This is a genomic window from Candidatus Effluviviaceae Genus V sp., from assembly GCA_014728125.1.
Taxonomy (GTDB): domain Bacteria; phylum Joyebacterota; class Joyebacteria; order Joyebacterales; family Joyebacteraceae; genus WJMD01.
Genome location: WJMD01000038.1, coordinates 1 through 17212, shown reverse-complemented (window position 1 = coordinate 17212; position 17212 = coordinate 1). Strand labels below are relative to the sequence as shown.

At 65.5% G+C, this 17212-nt stretch carries 17 protein-coding genes and 1 tRNA gene; 5 read left to right on the top strand and 13 right to left on the bottom strand.

The window, feature by feature from the left end; translation table 11 throughout:
• Nucleotides 1-36: 36 nt before the first annotated feature.
• The 6 genes from GF405_02050 to GF405_02025 form a co-directional block, all read right to left on the bottom strand.
• A complete protein-coding gene (locus GF405_02050) occupies nt 37-1374 on the bottom strand; it encodes a hypothetical protein (protein ID MBD3366940.1) in 1338 nt (445 codons plus the stop codon).
• Between the two features lie 52 nt (nt 1375-1426).
• A complete protein-coding gene (locus tag GF405_02045; protein ID MBD3366939.1) occupies nt 1427-2755 on the bottom strand; it encodes a hypothetical protein in 1329 nt (442 codons plus the stop codon).
• A 242-nt stretch (nt 2756-2997) separates the two neighbouring features.
• Nucleotides 2998-3180, bottom strand: coding sequence for a zinc ribbon domain-containing protein (locus tag GF405_02040; GenBank protein MBD3366938.1), 183 nt, complete (start codon nt 3178-3180; stop codon nt 2998-3000).
• Nucleotides 3181-3270: 90 nt separating this feature from the next.
• Entirely contained in the window at nt 3271-4005 is a 735-nt protein-coding gene (locus tag GF405_02035) for a methyltransferase domain-containing protein (protein MBD3366937.1), read from the bottom strand.
• Nucleotides 3965-5020: a methyltransferase domain-containing protein gene (locus GF405_02030; GenBank protein ID MBD3366936.1), complete on the bottom strand. Its 1056-nt coding sequence runs from the start codon at nt 5018-5020 to the stop codon at nt 3965-3967. The genes GF405_02035 and GF405_02030 overlap by 41 nt, the downstream gene beginning before the upstream one ends.
• A gap of 90 nt (nt 5021-5110) precedes the next feature.
• Nucleotides 5111-6619, bottom strand: coding sequence for a T9SS type A sorting domain-containing protein (locus GF405_02025; GenBank protein ID MBD3366935.1), 1509 nt, complete (start codon nt 6617-6619; stop codon nt 5111-5113).
• Between the two features lie 245 nt (nt 6620-6864).
• Here GF405_02025 and GF405_02020 point away from each other — a divergent pair, with 245 nt between their 5' ends.
• From GF405_02020 to GF405_02005, 4 genes are read left to right on the top strand one after another with little or no spacing between them, the layout of a single operon-like run.
• On the top strand, nt 6865-8157 hold the full coding sequence (locus GF405_02020; protein ID MBD3366934.1) for a phosphopyruvate hydratase: 1293 nt from the start codon (nt 6865-6867) through the stop codon (nt 8155-8157).
• Between the two features lie 24 nt (nt 8158-8181).
• Nucleotides 8182-8574, top strand: coding sequence for a hypothetical protein (locus GF405_02015; GenBank protein ID MBD3366933.1), 393 nt, complete (start codon nt 8182-8184; stop codon nt 8572-8574).
• A gap of 18 nt (nt 8575-8592) precedes the next feature.
• The gene (ccsB, locus tag GF405_02010; protein ID MBD3366932.1) at nt 8593-9474 is read left to right on the top strand and encodes a c-type cytochrome biogenesis protein CcsB; all 882 of its coding nucleotides are present in this window, start codon (nt 8593-8595) and stop codon (nt 9472-9474) included.
• Nucleotides 9475-9507: 33 nt separating this feature from the next.
• Nucleotides 9508-10932 carry a hypothetical protein gene (locus GF405_02005; GenBank protein MBD3366931.1) on the top strand — a complete coding sequence of 475 codons (1425 nt, stop codon included), beginning with the start codon at nt 9508-9510 and terminating at the stop codon, nt 10930-10932.
• On the opposite strand, the gene cadA is transcribed toward GF405_02005, so the two are convergent.
• From cadA to GF405_01985, 4 genes are all read right to left on the bottom strand, one after another.
• Nucleotides 10904-12838 carry a cadmium-translocating P-type ATPase gene (gene cadA, locus GF405_02000; protein ID MBD3366930.1) on the bottom strand — a complete coding sequence of 645 codons (1935 nt, stop codon included), beginning with the start codon at nt 12836-12838 and terminating at the stop codon, nt 10904-10906. The genes GF405_02005 and cadA overlap by 29 nt on opposite strands.
• 166 nt (nt 12839-13004) lie before the next feature.
• Nucleotides 13005-13409, bottom strand: coding sequence for a hypothetical protein (locus GF405_01995; protein ID MBD3366929.1), 405 nt, complete (start codon nt 13407-13409; stop codon nt 13005-13007).
• 17 nt (nt 13410-13426) lie between these two features.
• Nucleotides 13427-13684: a Rho termination factor gene (locus GF405_01990; GenBank protein ID MBD3366928.1), complete on the bottom strand. Its 258-nt coding sequence runs from the start codon at nt 13682-13684 to the stop codon at nt 13427-13429.
• Nucleotides 13685-13877: 193 nt separating this feature from the next.
• Nucleotides 13878-14171 carry a coiled coil domain-containing protein gene (locus tag GF405_01985; GenBank protein ID MBD3366927.1) on the bottom strand — a complete coding sequence of 98 codons (294 nt, stop codon included), beginning with the start codon at nt 14169-14171 and terminating at the stop codon, nt 13878-13880.
• A gap of 221 nt (nt 14172-14392) precedes the next feature.
• Here GF405_01985 and GF405_01980 point away from each other — a divergent pair.
• A tRNA-Met gene (locus GF405_01980) sits at nt 14393-14469 on the top strand.
• Nucleotides 14470-14533: 64 nt separating this feature from the next.
• Here GF405_01980 and GF405_01975 read toward each other — a convergent pair.
• The 3 genes from GF405_01975 to GF405_01965 all read right to left on the bottom strand — a co-directional run bounded on the left by GF405_01975 (nt 14534) and on the right by GF405_01965 (nt 17212).
• Entirely contained in the window at nt 14534-14815 is a 282-nt protein-coding gene (locus GF405_01975; protein ID MBD3366926.1) for a hypothetical protein, read from the bottom strand.
• A 136-nt stretch (nt 14816-14951) separates the two neighbouring features.
• On the bottom strand, nt 14952-15536 hold the full coding sequence (locus GF405_01970; protein ID MBD3366925.1) for a toxin-antitoxin system toxin subunit: 585 nt from the start codon (nt 15534-15536) through the stop codon (nt 14952-14954).
• A gap of 284 nt (nt 15537-15820) precedes the next feature.
• A complete protein-coding gene (locus GF405_01965) occupies nt 15821-17212 on the bottom strand; it encodes a sodium:glutamate symporter (protein ID MBD3366924.1) in 1392 nt (463 codons plus the stop codon).

Sequence of the window (17212 nt, the reverse complement as noted above, 5' to 3'; positions counted from 1 at the left end):
GCGGGGCCTTCTCCTCGTGTCGCTGTCTGCTCCGGATCAGGGCCTCGCGAGTCGGCCCGCCTGCGTGAGAGGCGCCGTCCGTTCCCACATCCGCCTGCGCAGCCAATCGACCACTGCGTTGTCTGACTGCTCTCCGGGCGAACGCGGATACAGCTCCCCCTCAAGCCAGACGGCGTCAAGGAAGACGCCGGCACCGCCGGCGGCACCGGGTCCGCACCCGTCGTCGTTCGTGTACATGGTCACGCGGAACGTCACGGTGCCGTAGTGGGGGGAGCCGACCAGGTGCGTGACGTCGTAGCCCCACAGACCGTCCATTCCCCACTCGTAGCAGTTCCCGAAATCGCCGAACCAATTGGCGACCTGATACCACGTCCCACCGACGTCCGGCGAGACCTCGTACGTGAAGTGGTCACCGGCATCCGACGTCGGTACCTGCGAGTTGACGAGGAGCCGCAGCGTGCATCCAATGACCCAGCCGGGGTCCACCGTGGGAGATATGAGGGCGTTCCTGAGTCCGGGAGGGATGCGGCCGGTGTCGGCATCATCACCGCACCACCACGCGTGCCGGTCCCGGTCGCCCAGACCGGGGCAGCGCCGCTCGACGATGTGCCACCAGTCGCCCGCGGCCTCCGGCACGGCGGCGACGCTCTGCACCTCCGACTGACAGTCCTCGGAGAAGTAGACCTCGCCCGTCAGGTGATCGTAGACGCGGATGTTGTCGACGTGGAAGGCGCCTCCCTCCGCCTCATAGACGCCGTCCTCGTCGGACCACGCTCCGTCGGAAACGAACCGGAACCGGACCCGCACGGGGTCGCCGTAGCCCCTCAGGTCGTACCCCGACTCACCGAGGTTCTGCCAGCCGCCGCTCGACCCGTCGTAGCCTTCGTTGAGATGCTGCCAGGTATCGCCGTCCAGAACATCGACCCACACGTAGTCGTAGCCGGGCTCGGTCTCGTGGCGGTATGCGAACGTCAGGACGGGCCAGACAGAACGGCTCGTTCGACGCGTGACGGCATCGGACTCACCCTCAAGGAAGCGCGCCTTGATCGAACCCCACGAGACGTCTTCGACAGGCGTCGTTCCAAGGGATACAGGAGGAAGGACAAGTCGCTGGTCCCAGTTGTTCCCGTAGCCACCGTCCTCGTCATACTCGAAGGTGCCGCACCACCAGGAGACATCGTGCTGAGCGACTGAGTCATCGAACGCCAGATACGAGTCGAGGTGGAAGCGTGGTGTATCGGAGGCTGTCAGGTCGACGTGCTCCCAGTATCCCTCGCCTTCTTCGAACTCGTCGTACCACAGGATGACGTTCGAGGCGCATGCCGAGGAGGCAAGCAGGAGAACGACGAAAGCAGCGATCACAGTCACTCTCATGCGCTTCTCCCTTCACGCACCCGGCACGAGCGAGCTCCCACGCTGGCGCCGGCTAGAACCTCCGCCGACGCTCGGCCGTCTTGAGAATGGCGTCCGGATAGTGAACCGACATGCGGCCGAAGTATGGCTGTCGTTCGTAGAACGACTTCGCTCCCCCGTCGAACCAGAAGTCGTCGAGGTAGATGCCGGCGCCGCCCGCGGCTCCCGGACCGCAGCCGTTGTCGGTCGTCTTGAACCTGAACATGAAGGCGGTCTGACCGAACGGCGGCCCGCCGCAGTGATGGCCGACGTCCCAGCCGGCGAGCCCGCTTCCCCCCCATCCGTCGCACTGCTCGAAGTCCCCCCAGTACGCCGCGACCTGGTGCCAGGTCGCCCCGCCATCGATCGTGGCGTAGTACACCCAGTAGTCGTTGTCGACCGTGGGAACCTCCGCATGGAGGAAGAACCGAACGGTGCAGGCGTACACCCCGCTCATGTCGATGTAGGGTGAGATCAGGACATTGTCCAGGTTCGGCGGAATGTGGCTCGTGTCGGCGTCGTCGCCGCACCACCAGGAGTGGGGGTCGGAGTACGCCGGACACTTACGGTCGACGATGTGCCACCAGTCGCCGGCAGGCTCCATCACGCTCGGTGTACAGAGCCCGCCGGTCTGGCAGTCGTCCGAGAACAACACGGCTCCGGTCGCGTGATCGTAGACGACGATGTTGTCGACGTGAAACGCCCCCCCGTCCGATAAGTAGAGCCCGTCCTCATCAGAGAACGCACCATCGGAAATGAAGCGGAACCGGATCCTGAGTTCGCTCCCGAACCTGTCGACAAGGTAGCCGTCCGTCCCCAGGTCCTGCCATCCTCCGCTTGAGCCGTCCCAACCAGAGCCGTTCAGCGTCACCCAGACCCCGCCGCTGTCGACCTGGACGTACGTGTAGTCGTAGCTGGGCTCCGAGTCGTAACGGTACGCGAACGTGAGCACCGGGAGAGCGCCGCGCGGGGCCTCACGTACGACAGGCTCGCGTGTCCCGCCTCCGGCAAGATACCTGGCCTTGAGACTGCCCCAGGTCGCGTCCTCGACCGAGACCTCGTTGACCTGGATCGTCGGGAGATCGAGTCGTTGATCCCACGCGTTGCCGTAGCCTCCGTCAGCGTCGTATTCGAAGGTCCCGCACCACCAGGAGAGGTCCTCCTCGAAGGCAGGATCGTCGTACGCCATGTACGGGTCGATGTGGAACTTCGTCACCAGAAGGGCCGTGAGGTCCTCGTGCGTCCACTCACCCTCTCCGCTCTCCATGTCGTCGAACCAGTAGACGTCGGGTCCGGGGTTGGCCGGGGAGCTGAGCGGGATGAGGAGTGTGACGAGTATTGCAGCGATAGCTGTTGTTCTCATGATTCCTCCCTTCTCCGAGGACCCGGGGAGGTATCGGTGCGGGTCGTGGCGGGCGGTCGTCCGCATCCGGCGCCGCCTTTTGTCAGAGCTGCACATCATCAGTATAGCACGCTCATCCGAGCGTATCAACGGCCGATGAGGGCATATATGAGCTGCCGTTTATGAGGAAGCCCGGCGGCGTCTGCCACCGGGCTTGCGGTCGTTCGTCCCATCCGCCCGTCACGCGGGCTCGGTCAGACACCTCACGTCGGCTTCGGCGTGGAGCAGGAACCGCAGCTCGCCCCACCGGCAAAGGCCGACATCAGGCGCTTCGAGCGCTTCGACCCGCACTTCGGACAGGTCTGGGGCCTGTCGCGGTTCTCGGACGAGAGGATCTCCTCGAACTCCTCACCGCACGTCTCACAGCGATACTCAAAGATCGGCACAGCTCCCTCCTGTTGCTCTCTCTCCGCTGCCCTGAAGCCACACCTCTACGATGTCCGTCGGGCGATTCGGATTCGGCACGGTCTGCCGCGTCAGGCCTCGCGCGACTCACTCCGACGCAGCCTGCGCCGCATGAGCCCGCGGCGATGGACCGTCATGTCAGGGCCTTCGAACCCAAGCTCCTTCCACTCGCGCTCGAAGAGGCCCTTGATCTCCGCGTTCGTGTAGGGTCGGAAGAGCATGCCGCGCCGCCGCCCCCTGGTGTACCGGAACGTCCCGTCGTCCAGCTCCTCCCCGACCGACTCAGGGTCGTCGGACCGGTCCTCATCGAACGAGAAAAGGAGGAGCGCGTCGTCGCGAGCCACGCGCCCGAGTTCCCTCGCGATGCGCTCCGCGTCCGCGAGCCGTACGTGATCGAGCACACTCCAGGCCAGGACGCCGTCGACCGCCTCGTCGGGAAGCTCCAGCGTCGCTTCGCGACAGCGCACGCGCTCGACCTCGAGGCCCTCCCTGTCCGCCTGCTCGATGCAGTGCTCGACCGCAGATTCGGCCAGGTCGCAGGCCAGCACCTGGAACCCGCGCTCCGCCAGGCCGAGGGAGTTCCTTCCGAACCCACACCCGAAATCGAGAACGCTCGCCCCTGGCTCGAGTTCCTCGAGGAACCGGGCCGCCAGCGCGCTGTCGCCGTCGAAGACGGATGTTCGCCATTCGTCCGGCAGCCCCTCCGAGAGACGCTCGACGAACCGGCGCTCCCAGAAGACGGCGGACTCGGGAACGTCCCTCGGCTCAGCCACTCGCTCCTCCCGGCCTTCTCGTGATGACGACATCCCCCGGCGGAGAACCCGCGCCGTCGACGGCCGCCTGACCGAGCGTCCGGCAGATCGACTCGAACATCGGCGCGAGGCGCGGCAGCGTTCCTGACTCCTGCGCGCCGCACACGAACCTCCTCACGGGTTCCATACGATGGTCGAAGAACACCGCATCCGCAAACCCGACGCGCTCAAGGCGGTCGGTCAGGGTCTCGCTCGACAGGTGCTCGAGGCAATAGGTCGCCGTGCGGGTGATCGAGCGACGGAGTTCCTCAAAGAAGTCAACGCCCGCCCAGGGCGGAGGCGGAGGGCCGGACGCCCCGCGCTCCAAGCCCCGCATGCGCTCTGGGGTCGGTGTGAGCGTCGCCAGCTTCTCGCCTGGCCCGTTCACGAAGAACGCGTACCACCGCTCGCTCGGCGGCTCCTTCTCGCGTACGACGTAGAAGAGCACCGGCTCGTCGTCCGGCTCGAACCAGAGCGCCTCGTCGCCGTCGTCTGAGGCGAAGCAGGCAGCGTAGTCCTCGAAGACCATCATGAACACGCCGCCGGGCCGGAGAACGCGGAAGACCTCATGAAGCGCCCGATCCGGATCGCCCGTCTGCTCGAGGACCGACGCCGCGACAACGCCGTCGAATCCCGCGTCCTCGAAGGCGAGGTCGAGCGCGTTCATCTCCATGAACCGCGCGTTCCGGACGCCGAGGCGCCTCGCATTCTCCCGCTGCACCCCCACGCGCCGCGGCGACGGGTCGATGCCGACGATCTCCCCGACCGCGTGCGCAATCCGGAGCGACGGCCAGCCGTCGCCGGGACCGAGGTCAAGGACGCGGTCCGCGCCGTCCATCGCGTAGGCGAATGCGCCGCAGAGCGCCTCGTCGTGCCAGTCGCCGGGACGCATGGGATCGAGCGGCCGGTAGATGACCGGAAGCGACCCACCCGACTGCGACTCCATCCGCTCATAGAGGAGCGCGGCGGACGTCGACTCTTCGGGATTCAGATGCTCCCGGATCCAGCGTTCGATGACTGTCAGGCCCATGGGTCCATTCTACCGCGGATCGTGGGGCCCATCCAAGACGATGGCGCGGGCCCCGGAGAGCCCGCGCCGGTTCCGCCCATCGTGTCTTCGTCACTTCAGCAGCACCAGCCGCTCCGTCGCCTCGGTCGTCTTCGTCGTGAGCTTCACGAAGTAGACGCCGCTCGCGGCGCGGGCGCCACCGTCGGTCGTGCCGTTCCACGTCGCCTCGTGGGGACCGGGCCCGCGCTCATCGTCCACGAGCGTCGCGACGAGGCGGCCGGCGAGATCGTAGACCGCGAGCGTTACCCGACCGGCGGACGGCACCGTGTACTCGACGGTCGCCCTCGGGTTGAACGGGTTCGGGTGGACGGTGAGACGCGGCGCAGACTCCATGTCGGGTACACCGGTCTCGATCGGCACGCCGACCCGGAACCGGTCGAGCACCAGACCGGCGCCGTGAGGTCCCGCGTCGGTGCTCTGCGTCAGGATGACATGGAGCCACCAGGGCGGGTCACCGGCGAGCGCGCTCCAGTCGTCGGTCACGCTGACCCATCCCCACTGGTCGTAGTAGTCGTACTCATCGAAGCCGCCGCCCCCGGACTCGGTGTAGCACTCCGGATACTCGCTCCCGAAGACCCTGAGCGCTCCGATCCCGGACGGCAGATCGACGTAGACCGTCCACTGTGCGACGAGCGCGCTCTCGCCTCCGACATCGATAGGAGGGCTGATGAGCGCGGTGAACCCATCGTCGACCGTCGTCCCGGTCGCCGTGTCGATCGCCGCCATCATCCAGCCCGAGCGCGGGTCGCCCGGTGCTCCGAGATCCTCGAACTCGTGCCGTTCGTAGACAACGCCGGTCTGCCCGGCGGCCGGGATGTCGTCGTGCACCCAGCCGTTGTCTCCCGGCGCCTCGCAGTCGTCGAACCAGATCCTCGTTCCGTTCACCTTCCACTCGATGTTGTCGAGCTGCCAGGCGCCGTCCCTGACGGAATGATGCGGGGGGTTGTCGTACTGGTCCTGCGAGGAGTACGCACCGTCCGACTCGAAACGGTATCTGAGGTCCACGATCGCGCCGGCGTACTCGTCGAGAGCGATGACGGGGTGACCGTAGGTCGGATCGTCCCAGTCCTTTGAGTCCCCGGGCTGGCCGAAGAAACCGGGGTTCGTGACGTGGTAGACCGTCGTCCATGTCTTCCGGTCGTCCGTCGAGACGTCGACGTAGCCGTAGTCGAAGGCAGTCTCCATCGCGATGCGCTGGTCCCACTCGAGCGTCAGCGCATCGCCCGGATCCGACAGCACCTCGACCTCGAGGAACCTCCGCTCGAGCGAGCAGGTCCAGTCGTTCCCGTACCCCCGAGACTGGCGCCAGCAGGGGTTCACGGTTCCGCACCACCACGTGGAATCGCCGAGGTGCGCGAACCCGTTGATGCGGATCGTGTCCTTGTGCCAGTAGTTGGTGATGCCGAGCGTGCCGCTCCGGTCCTCCGACGTCCACCCCGCGTTGTCGCCGAGGACGTCCTCGAAGTCCGCGTCGAAGATCCAGAGCGTGTCGGCTGCCGGGGCGGTGAGCGGGAGCGCAAGGACGGCCCCCAGAACGAGCACCAGGGTGAGTGCGCGCATGCGTTCCTCCTTGTTCTAGAACACGCAGGGCGAACACCGCTCATTCTACCGCGCCACGGGAAATACGTCAAGTCCAACCATACCTTAGCCCCTGCACACGCCGGTGTGCTGGCGCCGTCGGCCCGGCGCCGGGTTGTTTCGCTTGACACCCGGAAGCGCCTGTCGCTACGATGTCGCCACTGGGGCGCGCGTCACGCACCCTTTCGCGCCCCTTCCCTTGCTTCCTTCCAGAGGAGAGTCACTCCATGCTCACGATCACGGATATCGTCGCACGAGAGATCCTCGATTCCCGAGGCAATCCGACCGTCGAGGTCGACGTCGAGCTCGATTCCGGTGTGGTGGGACGGGCCGCGGTGCCGTCGGGCGCATCAACGGGTACCTATGAGGCGGTGGAGCTGCGGGACGGCGAGGTCGACCGCTACCACGGCAAGGGCGTCCTAAAGGCCGTCGAGAACGTGAACGACGTCATTGCCCCCGAGATCCTCGGGCTCGACGCCGACGACCAGGTCTTCATCGACGAGATGCTCATATCGTTGGACGGCACGGAGAACAAGTCGAAGCTGGGTGCCAACGCCATCCTCGGCGTCTCGATGGCGTGCGCCCGGGCGGCGGCCGACGCTCTCGAGGTACCGCTCTACCGCTACATGGGCGGCATCGGAAGCCGCATCCTCCCCGTCCCGCTCATGAACGTCCTGAACGGCGGCAAGCACGCCGACAACAACGTCGACATCCAGGAGTTCATGATCGCCCCGGCCGGCGCAGAGACACTCGCCGACGCCATCCGTATGGGCTCGGAGGTCTTCCACTCGCTCAAGAAGGTGCTCTCGGGCAAGGGACTCGCGGTCTCGGTCGGCGACGAGGGCGGCTTCGCGCCGAACCTCTCCTCGAACGAGGAGGCCATCGAGATGATCGTCGCGGGCATCGAAGAGGCAGGCTACGGGCCGGGCGACGAGATACTGATCGCGCTCGACGCGGCCGCGACCGAGTTCTACAAGGACGGGAAGTACGTCCTCGAGGGCGAGGGCGTCACGAAGACCTCGTCGGAGATGGTCATGTACTACGACGAGCTGGTGACGAGGTACCCGATCGTCTCCATCGAGGACGGCCTCTCCGAGGACGACTGGGAGGGCTGGCAGGAACTCATGGCGCAGCTCGGCGCGACCATCCAGATCGTCGGCGACGACCTTTTCGTCACGAACCCCGACCGCCTCATCCGCGGCATCGAGGAGGGGTCGGCCAACTCCATTCTCATCAAGCTCAACCAGATCGGCACGGTGACCGAGACACTCGACGTCATCGAGCTGGCGCACCGGAACTCGATGTCGACGGTCATCTCGCACCGCTCGGGCGAGACCGAGGACACGACGATCGCTGACCTGGCCGTCGCCGTCAACTCGGGACAGATCAAGACCGGCTCCGCCTCCAGGACGGATAGGCTCGCCAAGTACAATCAGCTCATCCGCATCGAGCAGGAGCTCGGTGAAACAGGCATCTTCCCCGGCCGCGACGCCTTCGGGGTGTTCGACGACGAGGAGTAGAAGGACGGGAGAACAGCAGAGGGCATGACCAACCCTGCGGGACAGAACAGGCGCAGATCCGCTCCGAAGAAGAAGCCGGAGGAGCAGCAGTTCCTCAGGAAGCGCTTCCTCGGCGCGGGGCGGGGCGCGACGACGAAGGTCTTCCGCATTCTGGGGTGGGCGATCGCTGTCTGGTTCCTCTCGGCCATCCTCTTCGGTGAGACCGGGTTCTTCTCGCTTCTGCGCATGAACTCGATGAAGGACTCGCTCGAGCAGGAGATCACGGCGCTCGAGGAGGCCCGCGCCGAGACCGAGGCCCGTCACGACGCTCTCGAGCACGATGCCGCCACCATCGAGGAGGTCGCGCGCGAGGAGTACGGGATGATGAAGGACGGCGAGACCGTCTACCGCGTCGTTCTGGAAGATGAGGAGGACTAGAGTCCAGGGGCTCCGACCATGACTCCCGAAGCAGTGGTGGAACGCGACCTTGCTCTGCTGGCTCTCGAGAACGGCTTCTTCTGGGCCGCGGTCTGGGCCTATGCGATTGCGTTCGTTCTCTACGTCGGCCACTTCGCCGCGCCCCGGCTCAAGGTCTTCAGCCGCGGAGCGACGGCTGCTCTCGTCGGGGCGGCGGCGCTCCAGACCGTCGTCATCGTCATCCGGTGGGTGCTGGTGCAGCGGCCGCCGTTCCAGTCGCTCTTCGAGAGTCTCGCCTGGTTCTCCTGGTCCGCCGTCGTCGCCTACCTCGTCATCGAATGGCGCCGGCACGTGCGGATTCCAGGCTTCTTCGTCTCGCTCATCGCGGGCGGCGCCGCGCTCTACGCGCTGCTCGGACAGGATCCCTCGTTCAAGCCGCTCTTCCCCGCGCTTCAGAGCACGTGGTTCTTCTGGCATGTCTCCATCGCCTTCGCGTCCTACGCGGTCTTCGTCGTCGCGTTCGTGGTCGAGATCTCGTATCTGCTCCAGCTCCTTCTCTGGAAGATGGGCTCGAGGAAGGACTACGGCCTCGACCGCGACAACATCTCGAAGTTCCACCGCTCCGTGCACCAGCTCGTGCTGTTCGGCTTCCCGATGCTGACGTTCGGTATCATGTCGGGCGCTGCGTGGGCGAACGAGGCATGGGGCGTCTACTGGCAGTGGGACCCGAAGGAGACGTGGTCGCTGATCACGTGGTTCGCGTTCGCGCTCTATCTCCACACGCGGGTCCGTCCATCGTGGAGAGGCGCGCCGTCGTCGGTCATCATGATCCTGGCGTTCCTCTGCATGGTGACGACGTTCCTCGGCGTCTCGTGGCTCGCGAGGCTCTTCGGCATCCCGAGCCTGCATCTTTACGGATAGCGGACGGGCTTCGCGGTCCATTCAGGGAATCGCATGACGAACGGGCAGACTACATCTCGCGAGCACCCGGGGATCTTCAAGAGGATCTTCCTCGAGTTTGCGCGCATCCGTCTCGCGGTGTGGATCCTCATCGCGATGTTCATCGTGATGATCGTGGGCTCCATCTTCCCACAGGGCTACGACGCGGAGATGTACGTCTCATCGTGGGGCGAGGAGACATACGAGTCCTACGCGCGCTGGGGGCTTCTGAACCTCTTCCACTCCCCGCTCTTCTACGTGCTGGGCGCCCTGCTTCTCGTGAACCTGGTGGCCTGCAGCGTCGTACGGTGGGCCGGGCGGCGCGGCACGGGGCCCGGGGTCACGGTGCCGCCGGAGCACGCGAGGACGTTCACGATCCACGGAGGTGACTCCGAGAAGCGGGCCCTGCGGGCGCTGAAGCTCAGAGGATACCGGGTGATGGCGGCCGGGAACGGTCTCGTCACGGCGCGGAAGGGGCCGTGGCCCGAGGGCGTGAGTCTTCTCTACCACCTGGCGCTGGCGCTGGCCATCGTCGGGTTCGTCATCTCGGCGCTCTTCTCGTTCGAGGGAAGCCTCACCCTGTATCCGGGCGAGCCCGTCGACGTCCCGACGACCAGCGCGGAGACGGGCGCCGTTCGTCTCTTCGGCGCATCGGTCGACACGACGCGGCACATCACGATGACACTGAACGAGTTCATCACCGAGTGGGAACTGCACCACGAGAAGTTCTATCCCAAGGACTGGAAGAGCGACGTCACGGTCGTGGATGAGGACGGCGAGCGACACGACTTCCTCATCGAGGTGAACGTGCCGCTCCGCGTCGCGGGCCTCACATTCTACCAGATGGCCTACGAGCAGACCTTCAATGTCGTCGTGCTGGTCGACAGCGTGGAGGTCGAGTGGGTCGAGGCGCAGGCGTACGCGCCGTTCACGCTCGAGACCGTCGGCGGGACCTTCTTCCCGAGCACGCTCCGCGTCGGGACGCTGTTCCAGCGCGGCACCGAACCGCGCCCCATCATCCCGCACATCCCGCTCAAGTGGCAGGCGCCCCGGGCGGCCGACGGCGACACGACGAACGTGCCCCCGCCCAGCATGCACGGCGGCGGCGACCGCGTTGAGCTCGGTGACCTCTCGGTCGAGGAGCCGCTCCCGGTGGGCGACGTCCGGCTCATCATGGAGAGCCCGTACGAGGGAAGCATCCTCACCTATCGCCACGACCCCGGCGTGCCGCTTCTCTACATCGCGATCACGGCTTTTCTGGCCGGCCTCGCGGTCCGCACGTACTGGCCGAGCTACAGGGTGAGCCTCTGGATCGACGGGGACAGGGGCAGCCTCGTGTTCCGCGCCACCGGCATCCTCGGGGAACCCGAGGACATCGAGGACGCGCTCGTGCAGGAGATCTCGGCCGGGCCTACCTCAGCTTCAAGAGCCGCGCGTTGATCGCGACGATCACCGTCGAAAGCGACATGAGAACCGCGCCGACAGCCGGGCTCAGAACGACGCCCTGCCCCGCCAGCACGCCTGCCGCAAGAGGTATCGCGATCGCATTGTAGCCGGTGGCCCAGAAGAGGTTCTGGACCATCTTCCTCCTCGTGGCCTTCGCGAGGCGCACGATGTTGAGAACGTCACGCGGGTCGCTCTCCACGAGGACGACGTCGGCCGTCTCCGCCGCGACGTCGGTCCCCGCGCCGATGGCGATGCCGAGATCGGCGGTGGCGAGCGCCGGGGCGTCGTTGATGCCGTCGCCGGTCATCGCGACGCGCGTGCCGCCCTGCTGGATTTTCTTGATCTTCTCAGCCTTCTCATCAGGCAGGACCTCCGCGATGTAGTCGTCAAGTCCGAGCGTCTCCGCCACGGCCTTCGCCACACCCTCGGAGTCACCCGTCATCATGACGCAGCGGATGCCCATCTCCTGGAGCTTAAGGACGGCCTCCTTCGACTCCTCCCGGATGGTGTCGCCGAGGGAGAGGGCGCCGACAGGCTTCCCGTCGACGATGACGAAGCTGACGGTGCGCCCCTGCTCCCGCTGTTCCGCGAGTTTGTCCTCATCGACCTCGATATCGTGCTCGCGGAGATACCCCGGGCTCACGACAAGAACCTCGCGCCCCTCGACCGTCCCCTTCACGCCCTTCCCCTTGATGGCCTCGAACGAATCCGGCTCCACAAGCTCGATGCCGCGTTCCCTGGCGCCCTGGAGGACGCCGGCGGCCAGCGAGTGCTCAGAGCGGCTCTCGAGAGACGCCGCCACGCGGAGCACTTCGTCCTCCGACATCGCGGCGAACGGGACGACCGCCTTCAGACCGAACGTGCCCTCGGTCAGCGTGCCGGTCTTGTCGAAGACGACGACGTCGACCTCGTGCGCCTGCTCGAACTGGGCGCGGTTTCTGAGCAGGAGACCGTTCCCTGCGGCCAGCGACGTCGAGACGGCGGCGACGAGCGGGATGGCGAGGCCGAGCGCGTGCGGACACGTGATGACCATGACGGTCACCATCCGCTCCATGGCGTAGACGAACTCCTCACCGAACGTGAGCCACGAGGCGAGCGTGATGACGCCGGCCGAGATGGCGATGATGGTGAGCCAGAGCGCGGCGCGGTCGGCCAGCGTCTGCGTCCTGGACTTCGACTCCTGTGCGCTTCGGACCATCTCAACGACGGTGTTGAGGTAGGTCTCCTCCCCGACCTTCGTCGCCCGGACTGTGACGGAGCCCTCCTTGTTGAGCGCCCCGCCGACGACCTCGTCGTCTTCCTGCTTGGTGACGGGCTTCGACTCGCCGGTGAGCATCGATTCGTCGACCGTCGTCCGTCCCTCGACGACGACACCGTCGACCGGGAACTTCTCGCCCGGCTTCACGACGAGCCTGTCATCCTTCTGCACCTCGGACAGGGGAATGTCCTCGGTGCCGCCGTCGGTCACCCGGTGCGCCGTGTCGGGCATGAGGCGCACGAGCTTCTCGAGGGCCGAGCCGGCGCTCATGACCGACCTCATCTCGATCCAGTGACCGAGCAGCATGACGTCGATGAGGGTCGCGAGCTCCCAGAAGAAGGCCTTGCCGGTCAGGCCGAGCGCGACGGCCGAGCTGTACACGTAGGCGACAGTGATGGCGAGGCCGATGAGGGTCATCATGCCGGGCTGTTTCTCAGAGACCTCGTCGTAGAGACCCTTGAGGAACGGCCATCCGCCGTAGAGATAGACGGCTGTCGCGATGGCGACGATGACGTAGTTGAGACCGGGGAAGGTGGGCGGCGCCCCGGCCCCGACGAGGGACCGGAGCGTCTCCGAGAAGAACAGGATGGGAACGGTCAGGACCAGAGAGATCCAGAAGCGGCGCTTGAAGTCCTCGACCATCGCGGCGTGGTGCGCGTGATGGTCGTGGCCCCCATGGTCGCCGTGGCCCGCATGAGCGTCGTGGCCCCCATGGTCGCCGTGGCGTCCGTGGCCTTCGTGGCCCTCGTGACCTCCGCTGGCCGCGTGACCGTCACGGCCTTCGTGCCGTTCGCGCCCTCGCTCTTCGCTATCCAATCTGGTCCTCGAGTTCGTTCAGGCCTTCCTCGATCGAATCGAGGCCATCTGCAACGCCGCCCCTGATGTCATCCCACATCTCCTCGAGGGGCTCGTTCTCAGGTCGCATCTGGTCCTCGAGATCATCCATCCGCGATTCGAGCGCGTCGAGCTGCTTCTGCATCGCCTGCTGCGCCTCGCCGGACATCTCGGCGATCTGATCACCGAGTTCGTCAGCCTGCCGGCGCAGCTCCTCGAGCTGCGTTCTGGCCTCTTCGGCGGTCATCTCCATCTGCTGTTCCATCTCAGTCTGTTCCTGCTCGCCGTACTCGGGCTCGCCGCCGCCGTCGCAGCCGGCGAGGATGAACCCTCCTGCAAGCACGAGACAGAGTGCCGTCGCCAGCATTGCACGTCTCATCGTCTCCCCTTTCGCTTCTACCTGCCGCTCCTCAGTGCTCTGATGAGCTCCTTCTTCGACATCGTCGAGCGGCCTCCGATGCCGACCTTCTTCGCCTTCTCGTACAGTTCGTCCTTCGTCCACTCCTCGTACGTCTGATGACTTCCGCCCTTCTTCGATGTCTGCTTCCCTGGTGCGTTGGCGATCCGGGCGGCCTTCTCCTTGCTCATGCCCTTCTTTCGGAGCGTCTCATACTGCTCCTTGTTCTTGATGCTGGCCATTCTCCTACCGGGCATGCTGCCACCTCCCGTCAGCACTTCATTGGGGCGCCTGCCATCAGTGCGGCGATCAAGATGGCGAAGACGAAGGACAGCGCCTTCGCGACGGCTGCGGCGCCCGACCAGAGCCTCCGACCCTCACGGTCATCGCAACGACGGCGATGGCCAATGAGATCCGTGGCCACGTGAGCACTGCATCTGCGTGTCATCCCTAGATGGACTCGAACTCCCTCTTGGCGGAACCCACGCCGCGCTTCAGCTCCTCCATGCTCCTGTCGAACCCCTCCCGGAGGTCCTGCCACGCGCTCTCGGCCGTCTGGCCAACCTCGTCGAGCTGATGCTTCATGTCATCAACCGTCTGCTGAAGCCGATTGGCCCGTTCCTGATACCTGATCTTGGCATCGGCCTTCGCCTGATCGGCCTTTGCGCGCATCTTCGCGATGTCCGCCTCCATCTCGCGGATCTCGGCACGACGCTTCTCCACGTACGCCTGGCGGTCGTCCATGGTTCCTCCCCCATGTGAACGTCCTGCATATGGACTCTGCCACAGTGAATCACACCAGCAGAACCATGTCAACACGAAAACTTTGTAAGCGAATCAGTTGTGCGGTAGGCGCACCGCACTGCGGGCATGCAGTGCAGCGTAACCGTCCTGTTCGGCGCATGTTCTGCTGCATTCCGCTTGACTCGACACGGGGGCACTGCTATACATGGTGGTAGACATGACGCGGGGTGGAGCAGTCCGGTAGCTCGTTGGGCTCATAACCCAAAGGTCGCAGGTTCGAATCCTGCCCCCGCTACCAAACCACGGAAGCCCGAGCCGTGCGGCTCGGGCTTTCTTCGTTCCCGGGAGTCTCTGCAGCGAGCCTAGACGAGTAGCTCCGGATGCTTCTCCCGCAACCACTCGAGGACCCTGCTCTTCAACTCCAGTGCGAATGCGGCGAGTTCCTCTGCATCTCTCTCAGTGACAGTCCCAACGGCGTCGTACTCGATGACGTTCCGCTTCTTGCGGCAGACCTCCAGGTAGTCCGCATCCGCCTTGCGGTCATCCCCGAGGATCACGGCAAGCGCCTGAATCGTCCTGTAGTGCTGCAGGTTGCGCTCCGGCCGGTAGCCTTCAGCGTAGAGCAGAATCGTACAGAGCCTCAAGGCGGCGTTGTAGGCAATGCCGAAGCGTCAGTCGGCGGAGACGTCCGAGCGGGAATCCGTGAGGTCGCGATCGACAATCGCAAGCAGGTCTCCGATCTCCTGCGTGCCGGTCTTGTGAGGCCGGAGCCAGCCGCTCTCAGCCCAGTCGCGCAAGCTCATCCTCATCCCCCACAACGAAGAGCTTCGGTGAATCCACGACCCGGCCGAGGAAACGATCGCCGGACTTCAGCCGCTCACTGAACTCGTCCCTGCTCATCACGTGCGGGTTGATCTCTCGTCCGAGCTTCTCGGACACACCCCTGAGCATGGCGGAGACCGCTGCGAGACCCACGTCGGCGATGACCATCAGGTCGACGTCCCCTTGAGCGCCCTCCTCACCTCGCGCGACGGAGCCAAACACAAAGGCGAGGTCAATGTCCTCGGTTGACAGAGCCTCCCGCAACACCTCCACCAACCCTGAGGTCTTCAGAACGAGGTTGCGGATGTCATGATAGAGCGGGTGCGCGGTGTTCGCACTGTAGTAGACCCGGTTGCCGTCTCTACGCACAGCGAGCAGGTCCATTCCCTCGAGCTTCCTGAGCTCCTGCTGGATCGTACCGATCGCCAGGCCGGTACGCCGCTCAAGCTCACGCATGTGCAGCTCCTGGGCGGACACCCCAAACAGGAGCCGGAAGATCTCGGCGCGAACGCGCGACGACAGTATGTCGGGAAGGATGCTCATAGTGTATGGTCAGACCATACAATTGACCGGTCAAACCAGTCAATAGGGAATCCGCCCAGCCGAGAGGGTCCTCACACAGGCGGCACGGGCACCATCGCACCCCTCTTGACATTGAACCTCACCCGAACCACCTCCGTCCCCCCCCAGGATCCTCTTTTGGACTTCGTAGCGGGCCCCCCGCTACCAACAAGGGAACCGCCCAGGGCCATTCGGTCCGGGCGGTTCGCATGTGCAGGAGCGTCCAGGGCCGCGCATCTCCGACGCTGCTACGCTGCCTGGCCGCCCTAGCTCTCCGGTGCCCACGCTCTCCTGAACAGGACGAACCTGACGAACAGCCAGAGGGCGATCGCTCCGAGGGTGATGAACCAGATCGGCCAGGGGTTCGCGCGAAAGATGTAGAGGAGCGGCACCACGGTGCTCGTCCACAGGCCGCCGCCCATGAACGGCTCGTGGAGCAGCTGCTTGTAGCCGAAAGCGTCAGGGGCGCTCGTTTCGAACCGCGGGTCGGCCACGCGCAGGAGGAGGATCCCGGTAGCCGTGACGCCGGTCGACTGCCCGAACTCGGCGATCGAGCGCTCGAACCAGAAGTCCGGCAGCATCCTCCGCGCCAGGAACATCACGCACCAGACGTTCCAGGCGATACCCGCCAGCATAAGGACAGCGAAGGGCACGATATTACTGATGATGGCGTCGATCTTCAGTGTGGCGAGCGCCGCGACCACCAGATAGTCCAGGGACAGTCCCTGAAGCCGCCGCATCAGTCGCCGGTCAACGATCTTCCTTCTGTCGAACCTGTCCATCAGCTTCTGAAGAATGACCCCGCCGAACATGGCGAGCGGGAAGAGCGGGAAGCTGCCCAGGATCGCGTTCCTCGGGTTCGTGAGCCACAGACCCTCGAGACCGCCGAGCCCTTTCTTCAGCACGTAGCCGATGAGGATCGCCACCGCGACGATGGCCAGGTGGATCGCGAGCGTCTCGACCGACTCCGTGCGGAACGTCAGCCTGCCCGCCTCCGTTCTCTCGGCCTCGGGGACGATCCCGCTCCCGGAAATCTCCGGCGCGTCGCACTGCTCGGAAGCGGCGCCGCAGTACCGTCTCCGCGCCGCCCAGTTGACCAGCGCCATTCCCACCACGACACCGGCGACGACGCCCACCGTGGCAGAACCCAGGGCGAGGTCGGTTCCCTCCGGCCACCCCTTGTCCATGAAGACCGGAGCGAGTCCCGCCGCGGTCCCGTGTCCGCCCTCGAAGCCCACCGGGATGATCGCCCCGAACATTGCGGGGATGTCGAAGAAACGCGAGAGGACGAAGAGGGTGATCCCGATGCCGACGGCGTACTGCCCCCAGGCGAGCACCTGACCGAAGGCGAGCTGGGGGCCGGCTATCCGCCAGACCCGCTTGAGAGGCGGGATCGCCATGCCGAGGAAGAGCGTGGCGAAGACGATGTTGATGAGGAAGCCGGGAAGGCTGCTCCAGCCGGTCGTTGCGCCTGAGACGAACGGCTGAGCGCCCGGAGCATATCGCTGGAGCAGCTGGATGACCAGAAGCCCGATGAGTCCGCCGATCACCGAGGCGGGCAGCAGGAGCTTCTGGGTCCAGCGGACCTTGGTACGGATAGCCTGCCCGATGAGAAGGAGCAGGCTCAGTGCACAGAAGGAGAGAACGATGCGGTCGAT

Excerpts from the sequence above, each read along its gene's own strand:
- GF405_02035 (MBD3366937.1), bottom strand. The coding sequence starts at position 4,005 with ATGTCGTCATCACGAGAAGGCCGGGAGGAGCGAGTGGCTGAGCCGAGG.
- GF405_02030 (MBD3366936.1), bottom strand. The coding sequence starts at position 5,020 with ATGGGCCTGACAGTCATCGAACGCTGGATCCGGGAGCATCTGAATCCC.
- GF405_02005 (MBD3366931.1), top strand. The coding sequence starts at position 9,508 with ATGACGAACGGGCAGACTACATCTCGCGAGCACCCGGGGATCTTCAAG.
- GF405_01985 (MBD3366927.1), bottom strand. The coding sequence starts at position 14,171 with ATGGACGACCGCCAGGCGTACGTGGAGAAGCGTCGTGCCGAGATCCGC.
- GF405_01990 (MBD3366928.1), bottom strand. The coding sequence starts at position 13,684 with ATGCCCGGTAGGAGAATGGCCAGCATCAAGAACAAGGAGCAGTATGAG.
- GF405_02045 (MBD3366939.1), bottom strand. The coding sequence starts at position 2,755 with ATGAGAACAACAGCTATCGCTGCAATACTCGTCACACTCCTCATCCCG.
- GF405_02015 (MBD3366933.1), top strand. The coding sequence starts at position 8,182 with ATGACCAACCCTGCGGGACAGAACAGGCGCAGATCCGCTCCGAAGAAG.
- GF405_02050 (MBD3366940.1), bottom strand. The coding sequence starts at position 1,374 with ATGAGAGTGACTGTGATCGCTGCTTTCGTCGTTCTCCTGCTTGCCTCC.
- GF405_02020 (MBD3366934.1), top strand. The coding sequence starts at position 6,865 with ATGCTCACGATCACGGATATCGTCGCACGAGAGATCCTCGATTCCCGA.
- ccsB (MBD3366932.1), top strand. The coding sequence starts at position 8,593 with ATGACTCCCGAAGCAGTGGTGGAACGCGACCTTGCTCTGCTGGCTCTC.
- cadA (MBD3366930.1), bottom strand. The coding sequence starts at position 12,838 with ATGGTCGAGGACTTCAAGCGCCGCTTCTGGATCTCTCTGGTCCTGACC.
- GF405_01995 (MBD3366929.1), bottom strand. The coding sequence starts at position 13,409 with ATGAGACGTGCAATGCTGGCGACGGCACTCTGTCTCGTGCTTGCAGGA.
- GF405_02025 (MBD3366935.1), bottom strand. The coding sequence starts at position 6,619 with ATGCGCGCACTCACCCTGGTGCTCGTTCTGGGGGCCGTCCTTGCGCTC.
- GF405_01970 (MBD3366925.1), bottom strand. The coding sequence starts at position 15,536 with ATGAGCATCCTTCCCGACATACTGTCGTCGCGCGTTCGCGCCGAGATC.